This window comes from Bradyrhizobium sp. 132 (genome assembly GCF_023074185.1).
In the GTDB taxonomy this organism is placed as follows: domain Bacteria; phylum Pseudomonadota; class Alphaproteobacteria; order Rhizobiales; family Xanthobacteraceae; genus Bradyrhizobium.
The window spans coordinates 87,817-100,980 of record NZ_JADPKY010000157.1; the positions used below are offsets into that span (position 1 = coordinate 87,817).

Below are 13,164 nucleotides of genomic sequence, written 5' to 3' on the forward strand. Positions count from 1 at the left end.
TTGTGTGACACGCGCGTTGCGGTGCGGCGATCCTACACACCTCATCGCCTGTTCATCCCCTGTCATCGCGTCGTCATGACATTGTCATCAAGCCGCTCGAAGAGAAATGCCCGCCCTCTCGTTCGGATGCAACATGGCCGCCAAAACTCTTTCGGTCCAGCCGACCATCGATCCCTCGGCCAGGCTGCACGACACCAGGCTTGGGGCCTACACCGAGGTCGGCGCGCGCACGATTTTGCACGACGTGACGATGGGCGATTACTCCTATGTCGTGAACGACGCCCAGATCACCTACACCACCATCGGAAAATTCTGCTCGATCGCGGCGATGACACGGATCAATCCGGGCAATCACCCGATGCACCGCGCCACGCAGGCGCACTTCACTTATCGTTCGAGCGCCTACTTCGAAGGCGAGAGCGACGATACGGAATTCTTCGACTGGCGGCGCCAGCATCACATCCATATCGGCCATGACGTCTGGATCGGCCATGGCGCGATCGTGCTGCCGGGCCGCAACATCGGCACCGGCGCGGTGATCGCGGCAGGCGCCATCGTCACCAAGGACGTGCCGGCCTACACCATCGTCGCCGGCAATCCGGCGCGCATCGTCCGCCGCCGGTTCTCGGAAGAGATCGCCGGGCGGCTCGCCAGGCTCGCCTGGTGGGACTGGGATCACGACAAATTGCGTGAAGCACTGCCCGATTTTCGCAAGCTCGGGATTGAAGATTTCCTCTCGACATATGAAGCACGGGCAAGTTCTCTCAACAGTCCTCTTGGCAGCAGCAAACAAAGCGCGGTCGCGTGACAGACATTTTCCTTGAGGGCGGCCGGACCCTGATCGGCTCCGAGCTCGTCGAGACTTCACTTCTCGTATCCGGAACGGACATTGCGCAGCTCGACGCTTCTCGCGGCCGGACGCGGCTTGCGATCGACGCGCGCGACCTGCTGGTGCTGCCCGGCATCGTCGATCTGCATGGCGATGCCTTCGAGCGGCAAATGATGCCGCGTGCCGGTGTCGACTTCCCGATCGATGTGGCGCTCGCCGACAGCGACCGCCAGGCGATCGGCAACGGCATCACCACGGTGTTTCACGCCACGACCTGTTCGTGGGAGCCGGGCCTGCGCAGCGCCGACAATGCGCGCGGCCTGATGGAAGCGATCGAACGGCAGCGCCCGCAATTCGCGGCCGATACCCGCTTCCACCTGCGCCACGAGACCTACAATCTCGATGCCGAGCAGGAGATGAGCCAATGGCTCGCCAAAGGTCGCGTCGACCTGTTCGCCTTCAACGACCACATGGACGGCACGGTCGGGGACATGGCCAAGCCTCGCAAGCGCAACCGCATGGTGGAGCGTACCGGCCTGTCGAGCGAGGAATTCGACCGGCTGGTGGGACACGTGCTTTCGCGCGCCAGCGAGGTCCCGGCTTCCGTGTCGCGGCTTGCCGCGACTGCCCGCGCCGCCGAGGTGCGGATGCTTTCGCATGACGATGCGACGCCGGCGGTGCGCCAGGGCTTTCGCGCCATAGGCGTGGCGATCGCGGAGTTTCCGATCAACGAGGAGACGGCGCGGGAGGCAGCCAGCCACGGCGATGCCATCGTCTACGGCGCGCCGAACGTCGTGCGCGGCGGCAGCCACACGGGCTGGACCAAAGCGTCCGACATGATCGCCAAGGGGCTCTGCTCGGTGCTGGCCTCGGACTATTATTATCCCGCGCAGCTGCTCGCTGCGTTCCGCCTCGCAGCCGATGGCGTGCTGCCGCTGACCGAGGCCTGGAACCTGGTCTCCGCCGCACCCGCGCGCGCGACCGGCCTTGCCGATCGCGGCGTGCTCGCGGAAGGACGGCGCGCCGACATTCTGCTGGTCGACGACAGCATTCCGCTGCGACCGCGACTCGTGGCCGTCATCGCGGGCGGCAAGCTCGTGCATCTCACCGATGCGACGCGGCTGCTCGCAGCAGTGGCAACGCCGCGCGAGGCTGTCGTTGCGGCCTAAACCGGTTATGCTGAGGCGATGACAGGTCTTTCCCGCTACGCGATCTATTTTGCCGCAGGCAGCAACAGCGCCCTCTCCCGCTTCGGCGCCGAGCTGCTCGGCTACGATACCCATACCGGCAACGAATTGCCGTTTCCTAGCGACACGCTGCATGCCGCGCCCGATTGGCGCGACATCACAGCCGATCCCCGCAAATACGGCTTTCACGGCACGCTGAAGGCGCCGATGGCGCTCGCGCCCGGCAAGACCGAAGCGGAGCTTTTGGCGGCCTGCGCAACCTTTGCCGGCGAGGCGCGGACGATCCCGGTGATCCGGCCGATCGTCGATTCCATCAGTGGTTTTATTGCGGTCATTCCGGCCGAGCCGGTCGATGCGCTCCAAGAGCTCGCCGCTGATTGCGTCCGCGCATTTGATTCATTCCGTCCGGCTATGACGGCGGAAGATCGCGGGCGGCGGAAGCCCGAGAAGCTCAGCGAGCGGCAGCGCGACTATCTCGATCGCTGGGGCTATCCCTACGTGATGGAGGAATTCCGCTTCCACATGACGCTGACGGGGCGGCTGGACGCGGAGCGCCGCGGCCCGATTTTGAAAATGCTGCGGGCAAGGTTTGCTGCGCTCGGTCTCAACACGCTAGCGATCGATCGCGTCGCGCTGTTCAGGCAGGGTGACGCCAAGGCTCGCTTCCGCATCATCGGCGAGTGGGCTTTGACGCAGTCAAGCGTCAGTGCCAGCTCCCGAGATTGAAGGCGAGGGCCACAACGCCAACCAGAATGAGGCTGGTCGCCCAGATGACATCCAGATTGAACCAGCTTCGCGAGACGATCTTCAATCCCAGATGGCGGTAGACCAGCCACGCCAGACATCCGCCGGCGCCGACCATGGCGGCAACGTGCACCAAAGACACCAGCACCGCCATCCCGAGGCTTGCCTTGATCAGCGCGCCGGCGGCCTCGTGGCCGGCATCGAGTTCGAAGGCCTGGCAGAGCCCGAGATAGATCGGCACAAGCATCAAGGCGGCGCCGTGGGCAATGGCGACGGCAAATGACCAGAGCGCCAATTGCGTTGGCGGAATTCGTGCCAGCGTGCGCGGATGGCGCCGCTCGACCAGCCGATAAACGCCGAAACCAATGACGAGAAGGCTCGCGCCGAGCTGGATCGGACGCTGCCACTCGGCCAGCACGAGCAGGAACGCGAATGGCAGCAGCACGAGAAATGTTGCCAGGAGATGTCCGGCCGCCAGAGCCCACAACGCGCGAAAGAGCGCGCGCGGGCTCTTGTCCATGAGCCCGGCCGAAACGGCGAGCGGCCAGCCCATTCCCGGATTGACCCCGTGATAGAGACCGCTCGCAACAAGAGCGAGCCACAGCCCGCCGAGGCTCGCGTGTGCCCAATCTAGGCCGACGGGTAGCAAAACGAGTCCGTCGAACAATCGCCGCCTTCCAGCCTGATCTGGTGCGCACGATATCCGTCGGGGAAGCTCACGAAGTAGTCCTTGTCGAGCTCGAGGCCGCCATTGCGACCGACATTGGCCATGACTTCCACACCCGGAACGCCATCGGGATAGAACTGGTCATCCCAGGTGGAATAGAGCGAATTGGTCCAGTATACGCGCCTGCCGTCGCGGCTGATCTCGACCATCTGCGGACCGGCCGCAAATGCCTTGCCGTTCGGATGGGGGGTGCGGCGCGCGACGCCGCCGATGTGAACCGAGCCCGCAAGCTTCGGCTTTCGCGGATCGCTCACGTCGTACTGGCGCATTTCACCCGTGCCCCAGCACGAGACATAGAGAAACCGGTCATCCATCGACAGGTCGATGTCGGTGACCAGCGGCGGTACGGCGCCAAAGCCCTGGAGCAGCGGCGGGAGCTTCTCTTTTGGCGCGGGCTCGGGCGGGATCGTCGCCGTCTTCTCGGCATGGAATTTTCCGCCTTCGCGCCACCAGGTCCAGATCGAGGCTTCGAGATTCGTGGTGTCGACCACAACGCCCACGAAGCCGTATTCGCGAACCGGATCGTGCGCCGGCCGTACCTCCAGCGCCATCTGATGATTAGCGCCGAGGTCGATGGTCTGCACATTGCGACGGGCGCGAAGATCCCAGAAGTGGAGACGGTGGCCATATTTGTTCGCGAGCAGATCTTCCGGGACAATCCCGTTCTCGAACTGCGGCGGCAACGCCCATTCACTCGTCACCATGTAATCGCGCGGCAGGTTCCACCAGAAATCATAGTGCAGCGTCTGCGGACCGCGGTCGATCTCCCATCGTCCGAGGACCTCGAACGTCTCGCAATCCATGATGAAGACGCCTGGAGGCCCGTTGGTGCCGTCTTTGCCCCCGCCACCCAGCGTGCTCACATAGATGCCGTCCGGCCCGCAATGGATGGTATGCGGCCGCGAGTAGCCGGTCTTTTTGAAGACTTCCTCAGGCTCGATGATCTTGTGGATTTTGGCCTTGGTCGGATCGGGCTTGGTATCGATGATGTAAATCCGCGACGAGCGTATCCCGGGGATGATGAGATAGCGCCGCTCGATGAAGGCATGCCCGGCGAGCGGTGACAAGGCGGAGGAGCAGGCATTCCAGCCGAAGTGATGAAACTCATCGCCCTTGTTGGGCATCGTCACGGTGTGGACGATTTGGCTGTAGGTCGGCGATCCCGGCTTGACGTCGATGACCGCGAGAGCATCCGGTTTCGAGAAATCCGGACTGAGCAGCAACGTGTAGGCAAAGTTCTCCGCAGGTGCTTCCATCGCAAGCTTGGGCGATGCGTGAAAGGTGGGATCCGGCCTCATCGTCATGGCACTGCCTCCCTGTTTCGTCGGCTCGCTCCAGCCTGGCTCGGAATAGCGGCATAATGAAGAGCTGTTGCGCGATGTCTTGAGATGCTCCGCGGGCCTGGTTGGCGAGCGTACAATATGTCATCGCCGGCTTGCGGGAAACCGCGCGAACCGCGTTAATTCGACGCCTTCAGCCAGATGGCAGCTGGCGGGATCAGGCTAGGGCGCGCTTGTCCAGGACGACGGCGGAGTTATATAGCGACCGCCGAGCAGGCAGCGCCCTACTTCCCCCACCTCAACGCCAGCGCATCGCGCTCCTTGGCCAACTCCAGGAGCCCTGCCCGCGTCGCCGGGTGCAGCGGTTGCAAGGGATGCCGCACCGTGTCCGACTTGATCACGCCGCCGGCCTGCATCATCGCCTTGCAGGCGATCAGGCCGCATTGGCGGTTTTCGTAGTTGATCAGCGGCAGCCAGCGTTCGTAGGCGGCTTTCGCCTCCTCGCGCTTGCCGGCGAAATAGGGATCGATGATCTGGCGGATGCCGTCGGGATAGCCGCCGCCGGTCATCGCGCCGGTGGCGCCGGCATCGAGATCGGCGAGCAGCGTGATCGCCTCCTCGCCGTCCCAGGGACCCTCGATCGCGCTGCCGCCTGCCTCGATCAGGCTGCGGAGCTTAGAAGCAGCGCCGGGCACCTCGATCTTGAAATAGCGGATGTTGGCGAAATCGCGCGCCAGCCGCGCCAGCAGCTCGACCGACAGCGGCGTGCCGGCCACCGGCGCATCCTGGATCATGATCGGAATGTTGATCGCGCCGGACAGCACCTTGAAGAATTCGACGACGCCTTTCTCGGGCACGCGGAAGGTCGCGCCGTGATAGGGCGGCATGACCATCACCATGGCGGCACCGGCCGTCTCCGCCTGTTGGCTGCGTGCAGCGCACACGGCCGAGCTGAAATGCGTGGTGGTGACGATCACGGGAACGCGGCCCGCGACATGCTCCATCACCGCATACATCACGGTCTCGCGCTCGGCATCGGTGAGCACGAACTGCTCGGAAAAATTGGCGAGGATGCACAGACCATTCGAGCCGGCATCGATCATGAAATCGATGCAGCGGCGCTGTCCCTCGAGATCGAGCTCGCCGCGCTCGTCGAAGATGGTGGGTGCAACCGGGAACACGCCGCGATAAGGACGCTGGGCCTTGTGGTGTGGCGTGACCGGCATCGAACTCTCCATCCCTGATCTTCTCTACATCTGCCGCGGCGCTGGCGCAGCGTCACAGATGTACCCGCCGCGCGCATCGGCGGCAATGCCGATTGCGCGACGTGGGGATAGAGGATTGTCGAAGCTACGCGGTCTTCACCGCACCCAAAAAGCCCTCGACCGCCACGCGGAGACGATCGGCGTCGGCCGACATCTTCTTCACGGACACCGACAGTACCGAGCCGGCATTGCCGGTCTCCTGGTTGAGCCTGGCGACGCTGCCGATGGTATCGGTGACCTCGCGGGTTCCCTGCGCGGCCTGCTGGAAGTTGCGCGAGATCTCGGTGGTGGCGGCGCGCTGCTGTTCGACCGCGGCGGCAATCGCCGTCATCTTCTCGTCGATGCCGCTGATGGCGCCTCCGATCGCGCGGATGGCAGTGACCGCCTGGCCCGTCGCGCCCTGGATCTCCGCGACCTGGCGGGAGATTTCTTCCGTCGCCGTCGCCGTCTGCGAGGCGAGACTCTTCACCTCGCCGGCGACCACGGCGAAGCCGCGGCCGGCCTCACCCGCGCGCGCGGCCTCGATGGTGGCGTTCAACGCCAGGAGGTTGGTCTGCCCTGCGATGGCGTTGATCATCTTCACGACCTCGCCGATGCGGCTAGCGGTCTGATCGAGGATCTCGACCGTCGCGTTGGTCTGCGCTGCCTGCGACACGGCTTCGCGGGCCTCGCGGGCGCTGGCCTGCACCTGCGCGGAGATCTCGCCGACGGACGCGGAAAGTTCCTCGGTCGCGGCTGCGATGGTCTCGAGATTGTTGGTGGCCTGCTCGGCGGAGGAGGAGACCGCCGCGGTCTGGCTGCTCGATTCCGAAACCAGCGAGCGCACGTCGGTCGCGGTGGCATCGAGTTCTTTCGTCGACGCCGCAACGCTGTGAATGACGGCTTGCACGGTGTCGTCGAAGCTGCGGCAGGCCGCATCGACGGTGCCGGAGCGGGCGAGCTGGAGCGCTTGCTGCGATTCGCGTTCCAAGCCCAGGCGTTCCGCGGTCGCCGCACTCTCGCGCAGGCTTTCGAGCGCGGCCGCCATGGTGCCGAACTCGTCGGGATGTCTGGATTGCGGAACGGGCGTGGCGTAGTCGCGGGCGCTGATCCTGGCGATGGCGTCCAGGATGGCGCGCACCGGGCGCATCAGGCGATTGCGCACCACGTACACGCCGGCCAGGGTCACGGCCAGCGCGAGCAGGAACGCGAGCGACTGCACGACGAGATTGGTGAGCGCCTTGGCCTGCACGGTCTCCGCCCGCGCGATCGACTGGTCGAGCCCCTTGTTCGCCACCGCGACGATGGACGGGAAGGGTGACTGGCACAGCGTATTCCATTCCGAGGCGGGAAGCGCGGGCTTGCCGCTGCCGTCGAAATTCTTGGTGAGCTCGCCGATCTGCTTCAGGACGCCATCGGTCTTGGCCTTCGCGTCCGTCGCTGCCGTAACCAGCTCCGCCGTCACGCCGGGCGCAGCCAGCAACTCGCCCATGCCCGCCCAGCCGGAGGCGATCGTGCCATCCCACTGCGCCACTGACCGCTTCTGCGCATCGTCGAGCGGCTTGCTGCTGTTGACGTTGGATCGAAGGGACGAACAATGGATTCCATAACGGTCGCGCACCTGCCAGGCGAAGCGGCGGACCTGGATCATGCGCGCGATGTAGGGATCGTCCGTCCAGGCGCGGTTCGACACCGCGGTGGAGGCGAGGTTCGCCGTGTCGATGACTTTGGTGACGGCATCGTACCAGGAACTGGTCCGCTCGATCTTGCGCTCGGCGCGCGGACGCTTGGCCTCGTCGTAGAACAGCTGGAATTGCGGCGCGGGGTCGCTCCAGCCCTGCTTCAATGTGCCAGCGAGTTCGTCTCGGCGGGCGAAGTCGACTGTGGCGAGCGCGGCGCCGATGGCGTCATAGCCGCCCTGCTCGGCCTTCTCCGCCGCCTCGAGTTTTGTCCGCGGGTCGTCCTCGCCGAGGATCGCGCTCTGCGCATCGCCGCGATTGTTGCGCAGCGCCAGCACGCCATGGAAGATCGCCTTGTCGGCGGCGGCAAGCCGCGCGGTTTCGAGACTGTCGCTGTAGCGGCCGAACGCCCCGACCATCTGGATCGCCGTGGAGGCCAGCGCACCGGCAGCCAGCAGGGCCATCAATGTCAGGAGGAGCGAACTTACCGATTTCTTGAACATTGCCATGGTGTCGGGGGGCCTGGGTCGGGGGCCTAATCTTTCGAGCGCCACCTTGCCCCGCGACATGCCAATGTTTCGTTAAGGTTTTAATCGAATTGCCGTGAGCTTCCGGCCCGACAAATCTTCATCATGCGGCCCCGATATCAGCAACTTTGGTGAAATCGGGCGGGCGGCGCTCGGCGAAAGCGGTGAAGGCCTCGCGCGCCTCGGCGGTGCGCAGACGCAGTCCGAACTGCTCGCCCTCGGCGTTCATCTGCGCGACCAGCGCTTCGCCATTGCGCATCAGCTTCTTGGTGGCGGTGAGCGCGCCGGCCGGCTGACGGGCAAGACGCTGCGCCAGCGCGATCGCCTCGGCATCGAGCTTGTCGAGCGGCACCACGCGGTTGGCGAGCCCCCATTCCAGCGCGGATTTGGCCGGCACCGTCTCGCCGAGCGCGAACATCTCGTAGGCGCGCGCGTGGCCGATGCGCGCCGGCATCAGCAGGCTGGACGCGGCCTCCGGCACCAGCGCCAGGCTGACGAAGGGCGTCGACAATTGCGCGTTGTCGGCGAGCACGACGAGGTCGCAATGCAGCAGCATCGTGGTGCCGACGCCGACGGCGCGGCCCTGCACGGCGGCAACCAGCGGCCGGGTGCAGCGCGCCAGCGACTGGATGAAGCGCACGACGTTGCGGCTTCCTTCCGACTTGCCCGCTGCGACCGCGGCGAATTCTCCGACGTCGTTGCCGGCGGTGAACATGTCTCCCTCGCCGCGGATCAGGATCACGCGGGCCGACGGATCGAACTCGGCGGATTCGATTGCATCGGCGAGCTTGCCGTACATCGCATCCGTCAGCGCGTTCTTCTTGTCGGGGCGCGCCAACGTGAGCGTGAGGATTCCGCCGTTGTTCTCGATCCGGACGTGCTCTGTCATGGGTCTCTCCTTTATTCTCTTGGAAATTTCTCTTGAATGCTCGTCAGCCAGCGCGTGACGATGTCGATCTCCGCGCTGGTAAATCCGTCCGTCAACGCCGCGTTGACCTCTGCCGCGTTGGCCTTCGCCTGTGCGAGCGCCGTGCGGCCCTTCGGCGTCAGCCAGACGCGCCAGGCGCGCCCGTCCTCGCGATCGGCGCGCCGCTCGATCAGTTTTGCAGCTGCCGTGCGGTCGACGAGGCCGGAAATGCCGGCGGGCCCCAGATCGAGCGCCGCGCCCGCCTCGCCCATCAGCACGCCGTCCTGCTTGCCGAGGATGAACAGCAGTCCCGCCTGCGCCGGCGTCACCTCGCTCGAAGGCTGCGCCGCCATCCAGCGCTGCAAGCGCCGCTGCGCAACGCTCAGCAGGTAGATCAGCCGATGATGCCTCGCGCCGGCTGCTTTAGTTCGCATGCGAAGTAGATAGCCGAGGCCGACCGAGTTGTCAAAAGGACTTGCTAGGCCGCCGCTGCGCGGCAGCCGCCGAGGAACAGAACCGCGCAGGTCTGCACCCGACGCTCGATCTGCTTGCGTGACGGCAGAGGCAGGCCGCCATAGATCGCCGCGCGTTGCGGCGCCGATGCGACCATGCCGATCAGCATGCCGGCGGCCTCGTCGACGTCGTCGAGCGCGATGAGCTTCTTCTTGACCTGGACTCGGAGCCAGCGCGCGAGCGCAGCGGCGGTTCGCGATATGCCGTTCCTGTAGAAATTGGCGGCGAGTTCGGGGAAAGCGGCCGATTCCTGAAGCACCATGCGCTGCAACGCCACGACCTCTGGATCGAGCGCAAGATCGGCGCAGGCCAGCAGCGCGGCGCGCAGGCCGACTTCAATGTCGACTTCGTCGCTGGCCTGGAGATCGACGGCAGAGAGCAACCGCTCGAGCCGGTCCGCGCACATCGCCTCGAACAGCACGGCCTTGCCCGGAAACAGCCGATAGAGTGTCTTGGTCGAGATGCCGGCGCCACGCGCCAGCTCTTCGGTACTGGTCGCGGCATAGCCGTCGACGGCGAAGGCGTGGCGGGCGGCCTCGAAGACGATCTGCTTCGTCTCCTCGTCGCTGCGCAATTGCGGCCGCCCGCGCGGGCGGCATTCACTTGATGGTTTTGCCTGAGCCATGCTTTTGAATGATGCCTGTCATTCCATTGACAGCCCCAAAGCTAGTTCTATTTTGGAAATCGTCAAGTTTCCTAATTCAGGGGAGCCGGCCATGACCGTGCACACCAACCCGTCCAAGTCCGAAGCCGTCGTGATTCCAGGCGATGCATTGGAGGGCATTCTGCCCGCCACGCAATCCCCCGCCCGCACAAGAAAGCTGAACCTTCGCAAGCTGTTGCTGGCAGGTGCGGCGGCTGCCGCGCTAGCCGGCGCAAGCTGGTACGGCTACGATTATTGGACGGTCGGCCGCTTCCTTGTCTCCACCGATGACGCCTATGTGAAGGCCGACAGCACAACCATCGCGCCGAAGGTCAGCGGCTATCTCGACCGCGTCCTGATTGGCGATAACGAGCATGTGAAGGCCGGCCAGGTACTCGCGAGGATCGACGACCGCGACTTCAAGGTCGCACTCGACCAGGCCAAGGCCGACGTCGCTGCCGCCAATGCAACAGTGACGAGCAAGGAAGCGCAGCTCGACGTGCAGCAGGCCGTGATCGCAGCGGCGAGAGCGACCATCGATGTCGACAATGCCGCGAAACTTTTCGCCAAGCAGGAGAACAAGCGCTACACCGATCTCGCGGCGACGGGCTTTGGCAGCGTGCAGAACGCGCAGCAGGCGCAGGCGCGCGACGCCGGCGCCGATGCGGCGATCCAGCGCGATATCGCCAATCTCACCTCCGCCTTGAAGCAGGTCGATCTCCTGAAGGCCGAGATCCTGCAGGCCAAGGCCGCGGCCGTCCGCGCAGACGCGCTCCAGCGCCAGGCCGAGCTCAATCTCGGCTACACCACGATCGTCTCGCCTATTGAAGGCGTGGTCGGCAACCGCTCCTTGCGCGTCGGCCAGTTCGTGCAGGCGGGCACACAGCTGATGGCGATCGTGCCGGCCGAGGGCGCCTATGTCGTGGCCAATTTCAAGGAGACGCAGCTCACCGACGTGAAATCCGGACAAGCCGTCGATATCGAGATCGACATGTTCCCGGGCCAAGTCGTGCACGGTCACGTCGATTCCATCGCACCCGCAAGTGGCCAGGAGTTCGCGCTGCTGCCGCCCGACAACGCCACCGGCAACTTCACCAAAGTGGTGCAGCGTATCCCCGTCAAGATCGCGCTCGACGCCCGGCACGGGCCCGCAATCGCGCTCCGGCCCGGCATGTCCGTGATCCCGACCATCGCAACACGTTCGACCGCGCCGACCGCCAATGCCGCCGCCGCGCCCAAAGCGAAGCTCGTCTCCGGAGGGTCGTGCCATGTCAAACAGCCTCTCACTTTCGACGCAAGCAACACCGGCCGCGACGTCTGATCGCCCGGTCGCCGATCCCAACCGTGCGAGTGCCGCGACCTGGATCGCGGTGCTTGCCGCCATGATCGGCTCGTTCATGGCGATCCTGAACATCCAGATCACCAACGCCTCGCTGCTCAACATCGAGGGCGGCATCGGCACCGGCGCCGACAACGGCTCCTGGATCTCGACGTCGTATCTGATCGGTGAGATCATCGTGATCCCGCTGACCGACTATCTGAGCCGCGTGTTCTCGTTCCGCCGCTACATGCTGGCGAGCGCGGTACTGTTTGCGGCGTTCTCCGTCGCCTGTGCCTTCACCCACGATCTGCCGTCGATGATCGCGATGCGCGGCTTGCAGGGCTTTGCCGGCGGCGTGCTGATCCCGATGGCGTTCACGCTGGTGCTGACCAAGCTGCCGAAGCCGCAGCAGCCCGTCGGGCTCGCGATCTTCGCGCTGTCGGTCACCTTTGCGCCGGCGATCGGTCCGACCATCGGCGGCTATTTCACGGAAAACTACGGCTGGCGCACCATCTTCTTCGTCAACGTGATCCCGACCGCTGTCATGGTGAGCGCGCTCTATCTGACGCTGGAGCGGCAGAAGATGCAGCTCGGCCTTCTGAAGGATGGTGACTGGGCCGGCATCGTCACCATGGCGATCGGTCTGTCGGCGCTACAAGCCGTGCTCGAGGAAGGCAACAAGGACGACTGGTTTTCCTCACCCTTCATCATCAAGCTGGCGGTGATCGCGGCCGTCAGCCTCACGCTGTTCATCACGATCGAGCTCACGATCGAGAAGCCGCTGATCCGGTTGCGCCTGCTGACCCAACGCAATTTTGGCTTCGGTACCGTTGCCATGACCATGGTTGGCTTCGCGTTGTTCGGCTCGGTCTACATGCTGCCCGCCTATCTCGGCCAGGCGCAGGGCTACAATGCCGAACAGATCGGCAATGTGCTGGCATGGACCGGCCTGCCCCAACTCGTGCTGATCCCGCTGATCCCGAAACTGATGCGGCGCTTCGACACGCGTTATATCGCGATCACCGGGCTTCTGATCTTCGCCTACAGCTGCTTCATGAACACGGCGATGTCCCCGGACTATGCCGGCGACCAGCTCTGGATCCCGAACATCGTGCGCGCCGTGGGACAAGCCATGGTGCTGACGCCGCTGACCTCGGTCTTGACCGGCGGCATCGCACCGCAGGACGCGGCAGCGGCCTCCGGCATCAGTAACATGTTCCGCAACCTGGGCGGCGCGATCGGCACGGCGACGCTCGCCACCATCATCACCAAACGCGAGCAATTCCACTCCAACATCATCGGCCAGTCGGTCACGCTCGGCCGCGAGGAAGTCCGCACCCGGATCGCGCAGATGACCGAGTATTTCATGGCGCACGGCGTCCCCGATCCGAACGCCGCGCGCGAGCAGGCCATCGTCGCACTCGGCAAGACCGTGAAGCGCCAGGCGCTGGTGATGGGTTATTCCGACACGTTTGCCGTGATCGGCGTGGTGCTGGTGCTCGCCGCGATTGCGGTGCTGCTGACGCGGCGCGTGAAGGCGGCTGGCGGGCCGGCGCATTAGGC

General features: G+C 65.0%; 12 protein-coding genes. 5 read left to right on the top strand and 7 right to left on the bottom strand.

Annotation, left to right across the window (positions count from 1 at the left end):
• Positions 1 to 133: 133 nt before the first annotated feature.
• Genes IVA74_RS33425 through IVA74_RS33435 form a run of 3 tightly spaced genes read left to right on the top strand, consistent with a single transcriptional unit; the run spans position 134 to position 2,742 of the window.
• Positions 134 to 808, top strand: coding sequence for a chloramphenicol acetyltransferase (locus IVA74_RS33425; RefSeq protein ID WP_247351363.1), 675 nt, complete (start codon positions 134 to 136; stop codon positions 806 to 808).
• Positions 805 to 1,998: an alpha-D-ribose 1-methylphosphonate 5-triphosphate diphosphatase gene (locus IVA74_RS33430; protein ID WP_247351364.1), complete on the top strand. Its 1,194-nt coding sequence runs from the start codon at positions 805 to 807 to the stop codon at positions 1,996 to 1,998. Before IVA74_RS33425 ends, IVA74_RS33430 begins: the two co-directional genes overlap by 4 nt.
• Positions 1,999 to 2,016: 18 nt before the next feature.
• Entirely contained in the window at positions 2,017 to 2,742 is a 726-nt protein-coding gene (locus tag IVA74_RS33435; RefSeq protein WP_247351365.1) for a DUF1045 domain-containing protein, read from the top strand.
• On the opposite strand, the gene IVA74_RS33440 is transcribed toward IVA74_RS33435, so the two are convergent.
• From IVA74_RS33440 to IVA74_RS33470, 7 genes are all read right to left on the bottom strand, one after another.
• Positions 2,720 to 3,313: a hypothetical protein gene (locus tag IVA74_RS33440; RefSeq protein WP_247351488.1), complete on the bottom strand. Its 594-nt coding sequence runs from the start codon at positions 3,311 to 3,313 to the stop codon at positions 2,720 to 2,722. The genes IVA74_RS33435 and IVA74_RS33440 overlap by 23 nt on opposite strands.
• A 77-nt stretch (positions 3,314 to 3,390) precedes the next feature.
• Complete coding sequence (locus IVA74_RS33445; protein WP_247351367.1) at positions 3,391 to 4,791, bottom strand: selenium-binding family protein; 1,401 nt, start codon at positions 4,789 to 4,791, stop codon at positions 3,391 to 3,393.
• A 260-nt stretch (positions 4,792 to 5,051) separates the two neighbouring features.
• Positions 5,052 to 5,993: a dihydrodipicolinate synthase family protein gene (locus tag IVA74_RS33450; RefSeq protein ID WP_247351370.1), complete on the bottom strand. Its 942-nt coding sequence runs from the start codon at positions 5,991 to 5,993 to the stop codon at positions 5,052 to 5,054.
• 124 nt (positions 5,994 to 6,117) lie between these two features.
• On the bottom strand, positions 6,118 to 8,199 hold the full coding sequence (locus tag IVA74_RS33455) for a methyl-accepting chemotaxis protein (RefSeq protein ID WP_247351492.1): 2,082 nt from the start codon (positions 8,197 to 8,199) through the stop codon (positions 6,118 to 6,120).
• Between the two features lie 121 nt (positions 8,200 to 8,320).
• Positions 8,321 to 9,106 (bottom strand): enoyl-CoA hydratase, encoded by a 786-nt coding sequence (locus IVA74_RS33460; protein ID WP_247351372.1) that lies wholly within the window; start codon positions 9,104 to 9,106, stop codon positions 8,321 to 8,323.
• Positions 9,107 to 9,117: 11 nt separating this feature from the next.
• Positions 9,118 to 9,558, bottom strand: coding sequence for a MarR family winged helix-turn-helix transcriptional regulator (locus IVA74_RS33465; RefSeq protein ID WP_247351374.1), 441 nt, complete (start codon positions 9,556 to 9,558; stop codon positions 9,118 to 9,120).
• A 44-nt stretch (positions 9,559 to 9,602) separates the two neighbouring features.
• Positions 9,603 to 10,211 (bottom strand): TetR/AcrR family transcriptional regulator, encoded by a 609-nt coding sequence (locus IVA74_RS33470; RefSeq protein WP_345946905.1) that lies wholly within the window; start codon positions 10,209 to 10,211, stop codon positions 9,603 to 9,605.
• 142 nt (positions 10,212 to 10,353) lie between these two features.
• On the opposite strand from IVA74_RS33470, the gene IVA74_RS33475 reads away from it, so the two are divergent.
• Both IVA74_RS33475 and IVA74_RS33480 read left to right on the top strand, forming a co-directional pair.
• On the top strand, positions 10,354 to 11,601 hold the full coding sequence (locus tag IVA74_RS33475) for an HlyD family secretion protein (RefSeq protein WP_247351379.1): 1,248 nt from the start codon (positions 10,354 to 10,356) through the stop codon (positions 11,599 to 11,601).
• Entirely contained in the window at positions 11,549 to 13,162 is a 1,614-nt protein-coding gene (locus IVA74_RS33480) for a DHA2 family efflux MFS transporter permease subunit (protein WP_256467558.1), read from the top strand. The genes IVA74_RS33475 and IVA74_RS33480 overlap by 53 nt, the downstream gene beginning before the upstream one ends.
• The last annotated feature ends 2 nt before the right edge of the window (positions 13,163 to 13,164 follow it).

Bases quoted from the DNA above. Each gene is read 5' to 3' on its own strand.
- IVA74_RS33425 (WP_247351363.1), top strand. From the start codon at position 134: ATGGCCGCCAAAACTCTTTCGGTCCAGCCGACCATCGATCCCTCGGCC.
- IVA74_RS33435 (WP_247351365.1), top strand. From the start codon at position 2,017: ATGACAGGTCTTTCCCGCTACGCGATCTATTTTGCCGCAGGCAGCAAC.
- IVA74_RS33440 (WP_247351488.1), bottom strand. From the start codon at position 3,313: ATGGGCTGGCCGCTCGCCGTTTCGGCCGGGCTCATGGACAAGAGCCCG.
- IVA74_RS33445 (WP_247351367.1), bottom strand. From the start codon at position 4,791: ATGACGATGAGGCCGGATCCCACCTTTCACGCATCGCCCAAGCTTGCG.
- IVA74_RS33450 (WP_247351370.1), bottom strand. From the start codon at position 5,993: ATGCCGGTCACGCCACACCACAAGGCCCAGCGTCCTTATCGCGGCGTG.
- IVA74_RS33455 (WP_247351492.1), bottom strand. From the start codon at position 8,199: ATGGCAATGTTCAAGAAATCGGTAAGTTCGCTCCTCCTGACATTGATG.
- IVA74_RS33460 (WP_247351372.1), bottom strand. From the start codon at position 9,106: ATGACAGAGCACGTCCGGATCGAGAACAACGGCGGAATCCTCACGCTC.
- IVA74_RS33465 (WP_247351374.1), bottom strand. From the start codon at position 9,558: ATGCGAACTAAAGCAGCCGGCGCGAGGCATCATCGGCTGATCTACCTG.
- IVA74_RS33475 (WP_247351379.1), top strand. From the start codon at position 10,354: ATGACCGTGCACACCAACCCGTCCAAGTCCGAAGCCGTCGTGATTCCA.
- IVA74_RS33480 (WP_256467558.1), top strand. From the start codon at position 11,549: ATGTCAAACAGCCTCTCACTTTCGACGCAAGCAACACCGGCCGCGACG.